Source organism: Rhizobium deserti (assembly GCF_004358025.1).
GTDB lineage: Bacteria > Pseudomonadota > Alphaproteobacteria > Rhizobiales > Rhizobiaceae > Neorhizobium > Neorhizobium deserti.
On record NZ_SMTL01000006.1, the window covers coordinates 88,960 to 102,259 of the forward strand.

Annotated in this window: 6 protein-coding genes; 3 read left to right on the forward strand and 3 right to left on the reverse strand. The window is 58.2% G+C overall.

Going from position 1 to position 13,300, the window contains the following annotated elements; translation table 11 throughout:
* Window positions 1-2: 2 nt before the first annotated feature.
* Entirely contained in the window at window positions 3-1,520 is a 1,518-nt protein-coding gene (locus E2F50_RS19040; protein ID WP_161974246.1) for a GumC family protein, read from the reverse strand.
* Between the two features lie 191 nt (window positions 1,521-1,711).
* On the opposite strand from E2F50_RS19040, the gene E2F50_RS19045 reads away from it, so the two are divergent.
* Both E2F50_RS19045 and E2F50_RS19050 read left to right on the forward strand, forming a co-directional pair.
* Entirely contained in the window at window positions 1,712-2,890 is a 1,179-nt protein-coding gene (locus E2F50_RS19045) for a GNAT family N-acetyltransferase (protein ID WP_133317770.1), read from the forward strand.
* Window positions 2,891-3,298: 408 nt separating this feature from the next.
* A complete protein-coding gene (locus E2F50_RS19050; protein ID WP_161974248.1) occupies window positions 3,299-4,165 on the forward strand; it encodes an SDR family oxidoreductase in 867 nt (288 codons plus the stop codon).
* A 72-nt stretch (window positions 4,166-4,237) separates the two neighbouring features.
* Here the strand turns inward: E2F50_RS19050 and E2F50_RS19055 are convergent, their stop codons facing one another.
* Together E2F50_RS19055 and E2F50_RS19060 are read right to left on the reverse strand one after the other, a co-directional pair.
* A complete protein-coding gene (locus E2F50_RS19055; RefSeq protein ID WP_133317771.1) occupies window positions 4,238-5,914 on the reverse strand; it encodes a response regulator in 1,677 nt (558 codons plus the stop codon).
* A 10-nt stretch (window positions 5,915-5,924) separates the two neighbouring features.
* Window positions 5,925-12,170, reverse strand: a complete 6,246-nt coding sequence (locus E2F50_RS19060; RefSeq protein ID WP_133317898.1) for a HAMP domain-containing protein — start codon at window positions 12,168-12,170, stop codon at window positions 5,925-5,927.
* A 530-nt stretch (window positions 12,171-12,700) separates the two neighbouring features.
* On the opposite strand from E2F50_RS19060, the gene E2F50_RS19065 reads away from it, so the two are divergent.
* Window positions 12,701-13,240 (forward strand): 3'-5' exonuclease, encoded by a 540-nt coding sequence (locus E2F50_RS19065; RefSeq protein WP_133317772.1) that lies wholly within the window; start codon window positions 12,701-12,703, stop codon window positions 13,238-13,240.
* Window positions 13,241-13,300: the final 60 nt, after the last annotated feature.

Sequence of the window (13,300 nt, forward strand, 5' to 3'; positions counted from 1 at the left end):
GCTCATGTGTCCGCCCGATGCAGGAAAGAAGCTCGTCGTGCATCGCCACCATACCGATCGACCAGGTTCAGAAGTGGTGTCGAATGATGGACTGCGTGATCATCATTGCCGTTTCTGTGCGAGTGGGGAGTGTGATCGCGCAGGTATCCGTAACCGACCCCGAGCGACCAGCCGAGGCAAAGGCCCAACCCAACGGACAGCACGAACATCACCGAGAAGGAAGGTGGCGACTTTCGGCGGATGGGTGCGGAAGCAGGCGAGATTATCTGAGCGTTCAACGTATTGAGAAGGCCCTGCTCCCGTGTTTCACGAGAGCGCGTCAGCGCCTCCTCATAAACCGCACGGGCGCTGTCCGCTTCTCTTTGAAGCTGTCGCAACTGGATACGAGCTGAATCTATATTCTGAACTTGTGAAATAAGCGGGTCGAGCGACTTGAGCGCCGACTGGTACTCTGCCTTTGCACGATCATACTCAATGCCCGCATATTGCGCCAGCCGGCTCATTTCCCCGCTAACCGACTTGCTGATTGCGGCTACTCTGCTCTTGGCGCTTATCACCCTCGGATGGCGTTCTCCCAAAGTTGCGGCAAGCGTCGACAGATCTGCCTGCGACTGCTGGAGCTCTCCTCTCAACCGCAGAAGGTCAGGAGAAGCCGTTGCAATCGGCGAAGACAATAATCGGTCGGGATGCGCCAGTAGCTCCTGAAGCTGGTCTCTATCGACCTTCCGCTTGTTCATGGCATCTTCTGCGGCGGAAACAGCAACATTGTTCTGGCCCAGGCGCCCTTCGGCTAGGACGGTCCCGTTCGTGTCGACGATACGGTTGTCCACCTTGAACTGCGCGACAGCGTCCTCACGCGCTTTCAAAGATGTCTGAAGGGACGCCAGTCGACCCTCTAGGCTGGTTGACGCGCTGTTAGCCTGATCGGTTCGCTGATTATCACGCAGTTGTAGATAAGCTTGGATAATCGCATTGCTAATCTCTGCCGCCCTTTGTGGCGACCGGCTGCGGCCATAGACTGTGATCATGTAGGTGCGGTCTTCACGCACCACGTTTATGTTCTTGGAAAGTCGTTCAACTGCTTCCTGAACAGGATCGTTGCGGGCGGAATTTGACGCTCCAAAAGAAAACCAGGATGCCTTTCCGCCTTTCCCGCCGAACTCTTCATCATTTGTCAGACCCAGGTTCTCGACGACAATCTTCAGGACGGATGCAGATTGCATGATCCGGACTTGGCTTTCCACGATCACGACGCCTGAGTCCCCCGCTGATAAAGCTGGGGTCAAATCATTACGAAGCAGCTGCAGATTTTGAGGATCAACATAGATTTGCGTACTTGCCTCGTAAACGGGCTTGATGAGCGGCATTATCAGGATGCAAGCCGCGCCAAACAAAATAGCACCAGCCAATGCCCAAAGTTTGGCGGCCCAAAGCCGCTGTGCAAGCTCCGCTGCTGTGACACGTTGAGCAAATTTAGACGGGCCCGGTCCAGGCACCTCATTCGCGTCAAGCTGAAACATTGTCATTATTCCTTGCGAAAGCATGGCCATGCTCTGCTGCTATGATTCCGACGGAACCCAGCACATCGTCCTGCAAAATGATTAGAGAGTCGTAACTTCAGACCGGGCTCTGAAAGCGCTCGCTCGTTGAATGCAGCTCGCTTATCGTGGGAGGTAATGCTGTATTCAGAGAATACGGGTAGAGGTTGTCTATGACGCGCCAAGCAGAAGCCATTTCAGACCGAGAACGCAAAGTGGAATTTACGGCGATCCGCCACGATCACATTACGACGGTCGAAGAAAAGTGGCAGCAGCTTCAAACACAGGGACCGGCGACGGCATTTCAGCACTTCGGCTGGATGAAGGCGATCGAGGCCTATCTCTGCCCGCCTGCCAATGCTCGCGGTTTTGTCGTGGAGATCACCGAGATCGCAGCGGGCAGGACGCTGATGTTCATCCCTTTTGCTATTATCAAAAAGCCGGGCTACTCCGCCGTCGAATATCTTAGTTTGGGCGTTTGCGACGTCAGCATGCCAATCCTCATCCCAGGTTACGATTTTCCTGAACACGCTGGCGGCGTGTTGTGGGAGGCGATCATGCGGGTTCTTCCCAAAGCCGATCTTGTTTATATCGACCAGATACCAAGATTAATGAGGGGGACAACCAATCCCCTTGCCTGCGCTCCCGGTGTTCGCCAGATCGAGATGAGGAGCTTTGCAGTGGCGATCGAAGGAGCACCCGCCTCGGTTGTTGAGCGTATCGCAAATGGGCAAATGCGTCGTATCTTGAAGACCTCAAGAAGGCGTCTTGAGGAACACGGAGAGGTCAAGTTCATCATCGGCGCGACAAAAGCAGAACTTGACAGGCTGCTGGCGGTGATGGTCGCTCAACGGCTGGAAAGATTTCGCCAACTCGGTCGGTTCGACCCGCTGTCTCGCTCAGACGTTCGGGAGTTCTATAAGGCCGCGGCGTCGGCGGGACTTGCGGGAGAAAGTCCGGCACGTGTCTTTGGGCTTTCAGTTGGCGGGGAGATTGTTGCTACCGCATACGGCTTGGTGACTGCAGACACTTTCCATCTGGTCATTGTGAGTATGGCAGACGGAAAATGGCTTTCCTGCTCGCCGGGCACGGCCGTTCTCGCGCATGTGATAAAGTGGGCTAGGCAGCAGGGACTAACGACGATGGACTTTTCGATCGGAGACCTTGCATACAAAGAGCAGTTTGGAGGTAAGCCGCAACCATTGTACGCTTTGTCTGTGCCGCTGACAGGCAAAGGAACGTTCATCCTGCAACTGCAGAGACTAAAGAACAAGGTCGCTAGCCGCCTACGGTCTCGAACGCGGTTGTGGACGGTGATCAACTCCATTCGATCAAGGGCCAAAGGTTCGTAACTTTCAGGTCTCTTTTTTTGGCAATCGATTGACTGCTAACATCAAAACGAAATCAAGCATCAGGCAAGCCGCGTTCTGCGACAATTCATCAGCATATCGCACGAGGATGGAAACAACCTTGCGGCGGCGCCTCCACTTGGTTGGATCATTGTCCAGGTCAGACCATGGCGACAAGATAGCAAACGACCCTCAGCCTGTACGATTAAGGACCGTGGTCTGCTGAAGATTAGCTTTAGGCGTCGATCGGGGCACACCGAATGCAAGCTGAACGGCTTCTGCTGACAATGAAGCGTCTACCCAAAGGCTGGGGTAGCAGTTATCGAGGCCTTGCCACCTCTTCTGAGAGGTTGCGGAACTGTAGGCTCTCACACGGGTTAGGTCTTCCTCAACCATGTGGAGACAGCCTAGATGTCAGAACAGACCAACTACCCTCAGCCTCCTTACCCAGAACAGCAACAGCAGCCACCGGGTAAGACGAGTGATATGCAGCCATTGCCCGACCATGGAGAGCATTCCTACAAAGGCGACGGCAAGCTGAGCGGCAAGGTTGCTCTCATCACCGGCGGAGATTCCGGTATCGGTAAAGCAGTCGCAATTGCCTTTGCTCGCGAAGGGGCGGACGTGCTGGTCTCCTATCTTAACGAGGATGAAGACGCGGCCGATACTGCCAAGTGGATTGAGGAAGCTGGCCGAAAAGCAATCGTTGTACCTGGTGACATCAAGTCGGAAGATCATTGCAACAACTTGGTAAAACGCGCCGTCGATGAACTGGGCGGAATCGATATTTTGGTGAACAATGCCGCCTTTCAGCGCACCTATGCCGATATTGCCGACATCTCTCTTGAAGAATGGGATGAGACCTTTCGCACCAACATCTATGCGCCTTTCCTTCTCGCCAAGGCTGCCATCCCGCACATGAAGCCGGGCAGCGCGATCATCAACACGACCTCGATCCAATCCCGGCAGCCCTCCCCACAATTATTGGCTTATGCCTCGACCAAGGGAGCGATCTTGAATTTTACGGCCGGCTTGGCTGAGATGGTCGCTGAGAAAGGCATTCGCGTGAATGCTGTGGCACCTGGTCCCATCTGGACGCCGCTCATCCCCTCGACGATGCCGGCCGAAAAAGCAGCAAAATTCGGTGAGCAGACTTTGATTGGGCGTGCTGGTCAGCCAGCAGAATTGGCGGGGGCCTACGTACTGCTGGCATCGTCGCTGGGCAGCTACATGACAGGCGCTGTCATACCTGTAACCGGCGGCGAGATCATGATTTAACGAGAGACTTACGCGGACCGTCTGTCTGCCGCGCCATCTAAAGCGCGGCAGCAGGAGGGCCGACGTGTCATATCATGCCGCACTGGCCCGATCGCCAGTGGCTCGCTGCAGCGCTGCATGAAGCTGTTCCTGCGTGAATGGCTTCGTCATTCGCAGCATGTCAGCAAGCCCATGATCTTCCGGAAGCTCGGCGTAGCCGGAGGCTAGGATAACCGGCAGTCCCGGGAAGGACGAGAAGATCGAGCGCGCCAGTTCCGCACCGGTCATGCCCGGCATGGCGTGATCGGTAATAACCAGATCAACATGGCCGCCGGAGCCCAATATCTGCAGAGCCTGGGCCGCAGAGGATACTTCCGTTGCCACATGACCTAGATCCTCCAGCATGGCCGCGGTCCCCATGCTCACCAGAGCGTCGTCGTCCACTACAAGGACACTCAGCGCATTGGAAGCCGGCGAAGATACTTCCTGAGGCGCTATCTGGACCGTCGGTTCGAGCGCGACAGGTGTTTCGGCAACCGGCAGCCACAGGAATACCGTCGTCCCCTTCCCCTTCACGCTGCTGAGTTCGAGTATGCCACCCGATTGTGCCGCCAAGCCGTGCACCATGGACAGGCCGAGGCCCGTACCCTTTCCAAGGCCTTTCGTCGTGAAGAATGGCTCGGCGGCGCGGGCAGCCGTGGCTGCATCCATCCCCTCGCCGGTATCGGACACCCCAATCCTGACATAGCGACCAGAAGCAAGCTGGCTAGGCCGTAAGGCTCCGTCCTCGGAGGCTGAAATTGTGATCGTGCCGCCGCCGGCCATGGCGTCGCGTGCGTTGACGAACAGATTAAGCAGGGCCAGTTCCAGCTGGTTGCTATCCACCATCAGGGGCGGAATTGTGGGAGGAATCTGCTTGCTGATCTCGACGCCTGGACCAAGTGCCTTGCCGAGAAGATCCTGAATATTATCAAACAATTGCAGGAAATCGACCGCCTGCGGCTTCAGCTCCTGGCGGCGTGCAAAGGCCAGCAAACGCTGGGTAAGCGCCGCGCCGCGCTCGGCTGCCTGGATGGCGTTCGCCACCAGCCGCTCACTTTTTTCATCCGCCGGCAGGCGCTTCTTCAGAAGGTTCAAACTTCCGAGCACCGCCATCAGCAGGTTGTTGAAGTCATGTGCCACGCCACCGGTCAGCTGCCCGATCGTATCGAGCTTCTGTGCCTCAAACAGCTGTGCCAGCGCATCCTCGCGCTCGCGGGTTCTTTGCTCGATCCGCTGTTCGAGCTCTTCATTCAGTTGGCGCAACTGCGTGGAGGAAGCCTCAAGTTCAGCGGTTCTTTCCCGAACCCGATCCTCCAGTTGCGCGTTCAGTCTTTCGAGTTCGCGGGTCTTGCGATAAAGATCGGCGAATACCCTAACCTTGGCGCGCAGCACGTCGGGTACGATCGGCACCGAGACGTAATCAACGGCACCGGCCGCGTATCCGCGCAGGCGATCCGGTTCTGCCATCATGACGGCGGACACGAAGATGATCGCAGTATGCTGGTATCGAGGATGCTCCCGGATCATGCTGACCAGCTCGAAGCCGTCCTGCTCCGGCATGCACACGTCTACCAATATGACGGCGATCTCATTGCGCAACAGGTGCTCGAGCGCCTCCCTGCCCGATTGCGCCTTGATCAGGTTTTCGCCGAGCTCCTGGAGCACTACCTCATAGCTCAGTAGTTTAGCCGGCTGATCGTCGACGAGAAGGATATTGACGGGGGTCACAGCCATGTCCTCAACGGTGCAGCCACATTCGTAGCGCAGACAGCAGTTGCTCGGTATTGACGGGCTTTGCAAGATAATCCGAAGCGCCTGCCTCGAGGCACTTCTCCCGGTCGCCTTTCATCGCCTTGGCTGTCAAGGCAAGGATCGGAAGACGGCGAAATTTCGGCTCGGATCGAATGACCTGCATGGTTTCATATCCGTCCATGCCGGGCATCATGATATCCATCAACACAATCGCAACGGCCGGCTCGCTTTTGATCACATCGATGGCTTCGCTTCCGGTTGTCGCTGTTAGAACCCGCATGCCGCGGCGCTCCAGAACGCTGCTCAAAGCAAAGATGTTGCGGGCATCGTCGTCGACAAGCAGGACGGTTTCGCCGACCAGGTCTTCGTCTGAACTGTGCAGTTCTTCCAGCATAGCCTGTTTGGTCGCCGGCATGTCGGCGACGACTCGGTGCAGGAATAGGGCCGTCTCATCCAGCAGCCGCTCCGGTGATTCCACGCCTTTCACCACGACGCTGCGCGCCATAGTATGCAGCTTTGCATCCTCCTCAGGAGAGAGTTCCCGACCGGTGAACACGACGACCGGCACTTCTGCAATATCCGCATCGTCGCGGATCTTTTCAAGAACTTCGAAACCGCTCATGTCGGGCAAGGAAAGATCGAGAACCACGCAATCGGCCGGATCCTGCTTAAGCATCGCCAAGGCCTCAGTTCCGGATCCGACGCTCGTGATATCAATGTCGTCATGCCCCAGGAGCGCGGTCACACTCAGCCTCTCGGCCTCATTGTCCTCGACCAGAAGTAGACGCTTTCTGCGCGGCTCGGCGAAATTCTTAAGCTTTGCGAAAGCTCGTCCCAGCCCGTCCGCCGTTGTTGGCTTGCTCATAAAGGCAAAGGCACCGCGGGTCAGGCCGTGCTGGCGGTCCTCATCAAGGCTGATGATCTGGACCGGGATATGCCGGGTCCCTGCGTTCTGCTTCAGCTGGCTAAGTACAGTCCAGCCAAGCATGTCCGGCAAGAAGATATCGAGGGAAATCGCGGCCGGCTTGTATTCCTGTGCAAAGTTGAGGGCGTCGCTGCCGCGCATCGCAACAAGAGCCTTGAAGCCATTGTCATGCGCCAGGTCAACGAGCACCCGGGCATAATGGGCATCATCTTCGACGATCAGAAGCACCGCATCGCCCTGACGGATATCAGCGCGATCGTCCTCGACCTGTTCTGTCGGTTTGTCCGCCAGCCGGGTCGCCACCACCTCGGCCAACTGCACGACATTGTTGTGCGCCGGAGGAAGCTTGGCAGTGCCCGAACCGGCACCGATATAGGTCAGCGGCAGGTAGAGCACAAAGGTGCTTCCCATGCCCGGCGTACTGCGAAGCTGGATTTCGCCGCCCAGAAGATTTGCAAGTTCGCGACTGATGGCAAGGCCAAGGCCCGTACCGCCATATTTACGGCTTGTGGAAGCGTCGGCCTGCTGGAAAGCTTCGAAGATGATCCTCTGCTTTTCCGGCGGGATGCCGATACCGGTATCGGTAACCTCGAAGGCGATGACGGAGGGCGCATGCTTGAGGGAAGGATGATCGACAGACCATCCTGATGTGGCCGACGCCACTCTAAGGGTCACGCCACCCTCGGCCGTAAATTTGAAGGCATTGGACAAAAGGTTCTTGAGGATTTGCTGGAGGCGCTTGGAGTCCGTGATGATGCTGCGCGCCACATCCGGGCCAATATCCAGCGAGAACGCCAGGCTGCGGTTTTCGGCCTCGTGCCGGAACGGCCGGGACATGACCTCGAGAAGGTTGTTGATGAAGATCTCCTCGGCATCGACCGAGACCGTGCCTGACTCGATCTTGGAAAGGTCAAGGATATCGCTGATCAGGTTGAGAAGATCGGTTCCCGCGCCATGGATTGTCTTTGCAAACTCGACCTGCTTGTTTGACAGGTTGCCGTCAGGGTTTTCCCCTAGTTGCTGGCCGAGAATGAGGATCGAGTTCAGCGGCGTGCGCAGCTCGTGCGACATGTTGGCCAGGAACTCCGACTTGTACTTAGATGTCAGTGCAAGTTCGGTTGCCTTCTCTTCGAGTGCGCGACGCGCCTGCTCGATTTCCTGGTTCTTCGCCTCGACTTCGACGTTTCGCTCTTCGAGCTGCTGCGCCTTCTGTTCGAGCTGTTCGTTGGTCTGCTGCAACTCCCGCTGCTGGGTCTGAAGCTCGGTCGCCAGCTGCTGCGATTGCTTCAGAAGGCCCTCGGTCTGCATGGTTGCTTCGATCGAGTTCAGGACGATGCCGATCGAGGTGGTCAGCTGGTCGAGGAAGGAAAGCTGCAATTCGGTGAACTGGCCAGCCGAGGCAAGTTCGATGACCGCCTTCACTTGCCCTTCGAAGTGAACCGGCAGAACGATGGCGCTCTTGGGAACAGCGGAGAAAACCGCGGAGTTAATCGGTACGACGTTGTCGGGAAGCTCCGTGATCAAGATCCGGCGCGCGTCGATGGCACATTGACCGACCAGTCCCTGGCCGAATTCCAGACGCGCGGGATGACTTGCTTCGATGCCGTGGGCATAGGTCGACAGCAGCGACAGCGTCGGCTGACGCTCGTCACCATCCACCTGATAGATCACGCCCTGATGCGCACCGACGAGCGGCGCCAGTTCCGACAGCAGCATCCGGCCGACGACGGTCAGATCCCGCTGCCCCTGCAGCATGTTGGTGAACCGTGCCAGATTGGTCTTCAGCCAATCCTGCTCGGTATTCTGATCGGTCGTCAGGCGCAGGTTGTCGATCATCGTATTGATGTTGTCTTTGAGCTCGGCCACTTCGCCGCGCGCCTCGACCTGGATCGATCGGGTTAGGTCGCCCTTGGTAACGGCCGTCGCCACTTCGGCGATGGCGCGAACCTGGGTCGTCAGGTTTGCAGCCAGAAGGTTGACGTTGCCGGTCAGGTCCTTCCACGTGCCGGCAGTGCCCGGCACGTTTGCCTGGCCGCCGAGCCTGCCTTCAACCCCCACTTCGCGGGCAACGGTGGTCACCTGATCGGCAAAGGTAGCCAGCGTATTGGTCATGTTGTTGATGGTCTCGGCAAGCGCCGCCACCTCGCCCTTGGAGGCGACGGTGAGGTTCTGCTTCAAATCGCCATTGGCCACGGCCGTCACGACCTTGACGATACCGCGTACCTGTTCGGTCAGGTTGGCCGCCATGACGTTGACGGTATCGGTCAGGTCCTTCCAGGTACCGGCGACGCCCGGAACCTGCGCCTGGCCGCCTAGCTTGCCTTCCGTGCCGACTTCGCGGGCCACGCGCGTCACTTCGCCGGCAAAGGCGTTGAGCTGGTCCACCATGGTGTTGATGGTGTTCTTCAGCTCGAGGATTTCGCCCTTCACGTCGACGGTGATCTTGCGCGACAGGTCGCCTCGCGCCACGGCGGTTGTGACTTCGGCGATGTTTCGCACCTGGGTCGTCAGGTTTGCGGCGAGCAGGTTGACGTTGTCTGTCAGATCCTTCCAGGTGCCGGCCACGCCGGGCACCACCGCCTGGCCGCCAAGACGGCCATCGGTACCCACTTCGCGTGCCACGCGGGTCACTTCGCCGGCAAAGGAACGCAGCTGGTCCACCATCGTATTAAGGGTGTCCTTAAGCAACAGGATCTCGCCACGGACGTCCACGGTGATCTTGCGCGAAAGGTCGCCGTTGGCAATCGCGGTCGCCACTTCGGCGATGTTACGGACCTGCGCGGTCAGGTTGCCGGCCATAGAGTTGACGCTGTCGGTTAGATCCTTCCAAGTGCCTGCGACGCCGGGAACCTGAGCTTGCCCCCCCAGCTTGCCTTCAGTACCCACTTCACGCGCCACGCGCGTCACCTCGCCAGCAAAGGCGTTCAGCTGATCCACCATCGTATTGATGGTGTTCTTCAGCTCAAGAATTTCGCCCTTCACATCGACGGTAATCTTGCGCGATAGGTCGCCTCGCGCCACGGCCGTGGTGACTTCGGCGATGTTTCGCACCTGTCCCGTCAGGTTCGACGCCATGGAGTTGACGTTTTCGGTCAGATCCTTCCAGGTACCGGCCACACCCGGAACCTGCGCCTGGCCACCGAGCTTGCCTTCGGTACCCACTTCGCGAGCCACGCGCGTCACTTCCGAGGCAAACCGGTTCAGCTGGTCCACCATCGTGTTGAGAGTTTCCTTCAGCTGCAGGATTTCGCCCTTCACGTCGACGGTGATCTTGCGCGACAGGTCGCCATTGGCGATCGCGGTCGAGACTTCGGCAATGTTTCGCACCTGCGCAGTCAGGTTACCGGCCATGGAATTGACTGAATCTGTCAGGTCCTTCCAGGTGCCGGCGACGCCAAGCACGTTCGCCTGGCCGCCAAGCCGTCCTTCCGTACCCACTTCGCGCGCGACGCGCGTCACTTCTCCCGCAAAGCCATTGAGCTGATCCACCATTGTGTTGATGGTTTCCTTCAGCTCAAGAATTTCACCCGATACCGTCACCGTAATCTTCTTCGACAGGTCGCCCTGCGCCACGGCCGTCGCCACTTCGGCGATGTTTCGCACTTGGCCCGTCAGGTTGGACGCCATGGAGTTAACGGAATCCGTCAGATCCTTCCATGTGCCGGCGACACCTCGGACATTCGCCTGGCCACCGAGTCGTCCTTCGGTGCCCACTTCACGGGCCACACGTGTCACTTCCGAAGCAAAAGCGTTGAGCTGATCCACCATCGTATTGATGGTTTCTTTCAGCTCGAGGATCTCGCCCTTCACGTCGACGGTGATCTTTTTCGAAAGGTCACCTGTGGCAATCGCGGTCGAGACTTCGGCAATGTTTCTGACCTGGGCTGTCAAGTTACCCGCCATGGAGTTGACGTTTTCGGTCAAATCCTTCCAAGTGCCGGCGACGCCTCGAACATTGGCCTGTCCGCCAAGCCGCCCTTCCGTGCCCACCTCGCGGGCAACGCGCGTCACTTCCGAGGCAAAGGCGTTCAGCTGGTCGACCATCGTGTTGATGGTTTCCTTCAGTTCCAGGATTTCACCCGACACCGTCACGGTAATCTTCTTCGACAAGTCGCCATTGGCGATCGCAGTCGACACTTCGGCAATGTTGCGTACCTGCGCGGTGAGGTTGGAGGCCATGGAATTGACGTTGTCGGTCAGGTCCTTCCAGGTGCCGGCGACGCCGGGCACCTGAGCCTGACCGCCAAGCCGACCTTCTGTGCCAACCTCGCGCGCCACGCGCGTCACTTCCCCTGCAAAGCCGTTCAGCTGATCCACCATCGTATTGATGGTTTCCTTCAGCTCCAGGATCTCCCCGGACACGTCGACAGTAATCTTGCGGGAAAGGTCGCCGCGGGCGACCGCGGTGGTCACCTGTGCAATGTTACGAACCTGTGCGGTCAGGTTGCCGCACATGGCGTTGACCGAGTCGGTCAAATCCTTCCAGGTCCCGGCTACGCCTGGCACCAGCGCCTGCCCGCCGAGTTTGCCTTCCGTTCCGACCTCCCGGGCCACGCGCGTCACTTCCGATGCGAAGGACCGCAGCTGGTCCACCATGGTGTTGATGGCTTCCTTCAGCTGCAGGATTTCGCCGCGCACATCGACGGTGATCTTCTTCGACAAGTCGCCGTTGGCCACCGCGATCGTCACGTCGGCGATATTTCTGACCTGCGCCGTCAGGTTGGAGGCCATGGAGTTGACGCTTTCGGTAAGGTCCTTCCAGACGCCCGTCACTTCTGGAACCTGTGCCTGGCCACCCAACTTGCCGTCTGTACCAACTTCGCGCGCCACGCGGGTCACTTCGGAGGTGAAGACGCTGAGCTGCTTGATCATCGTGTTGACGATATCGGCGGAACGCAGGAACTCGCCTTTCAGCGGTCGTCCGTCGACGTCGAGCGGAACCGTCTGCAGGAGATCGCCCTTGGCGACAGCGGTAATCGTTCGGGTCACGGCGGTGGTTGGCCAAAGCAGGTCGTCGATCAGGGTATTGATCGAACCCTCCATATCGGCCCAGGCACCGTCCGACAGACCAAAGCGGACACGCGTGCTAGTGCGGCCATCGCGGCCGACAACCTGCCCGACATGTTCAAGCTGCGCCGCCATCTTCTCATTGGCGGCAATGATCTCATTCAAGGTATCGGCAATCTTCCCCGTCACACCGGTGAGATCGGATCGCATTCGAGCCGAAAAGTCGCCTCGCTTCATGGCGGATAGCGCTTCGAGCAGAGCACGCGCATCATCGCTTTTGACGGCCGAGGCATCGAGCATCGAGAGATCGTCCGCAACCGCATCTTCGCGTTGAGTATTGGTACCTTGAGTTCCCACGACAGCCCCTCCAATGAATCGCGGCCTAATCTAGTGGCTAGCAAGGAAAAAGCTATAGAAATTAGACTGATCCTTAGCCCCCTCCGGCTCTGATCCCGGTTGTATTGGAGCTGCCGCCATGACTGGACGTCCGTGGCCCTCCATCAGACACGGAGCAGGGTCTTCAGACACGGATAGGGGTCGCCGCAACCAGCGCAAAGAAAGGGAATTAGAGGGCTTGCAATGAAAAGGGCGCTCGACCTTTTCAGGGAGCGCCCTCTTCGACCCGGACAACTGCGAACGCGCGACAGGCTATTGTCGCTGCAGGCAGTCATCGAAAACGGGTGGTAGTCGCTAGATATGGATGATCACCCGCCGATACAAGACCTGTTTAAGCACGAGGAAGATCTTCAACAGCTTTTAGCTTGCACTTGATGATGTTTGCGGCGCCGGCCGCCCTACATCCTCTGCGGAACATGAAGATGTGGTGAGACATGATCGTATTTCTCGACTTCGAGGCCTCGTCCTTAAGCAAAAAAAGCTTTCCGATCGAAGTGGCCTGGGTCTTCGAAGACGGTCGCTTTCGGTCCCACCTTATAAAGCCCGCCGCGGATTGGCTCGATTGGTCACCCGAGGCCGAACACGTGCATGGCATATCAAGAGGGATGCTTGATGCGGAAGGAACGCCAGTCGAGGCGGTCGCCGCAGAAATGATGAAGGAGCTCGCGGGCCACGATCTCTATGCCAGCGCCCCTTCATGGGACGGAAAGTGGCTGAGCGTGCTTCTTCGAGCGACGGGCCACCCACGCCACGCGCTGCGCCTCAGGAAGTCGGACGAAATCTTCCTGGAGGCAGCGTTGTCTCGAACGGGCCGAAACTCTTCCAAGAAAGATGCTAACGAACTCGTCAGTTCCGTGATCACCGGCAGCGAACCCGCTTCACCCGCTCACCGGGCGCTGCCTGACGCCCGGCTTGAGTTGGACCGGCTGAAGTTGGTTATCGAGCAGTCCAGCCTCCGAGGCCCAACGACGTAGGCCTGAAAAAGAATCCGCGCCAGTGTCCACCTATCCTGCCGGAAGCGGATGCTGCCTTGC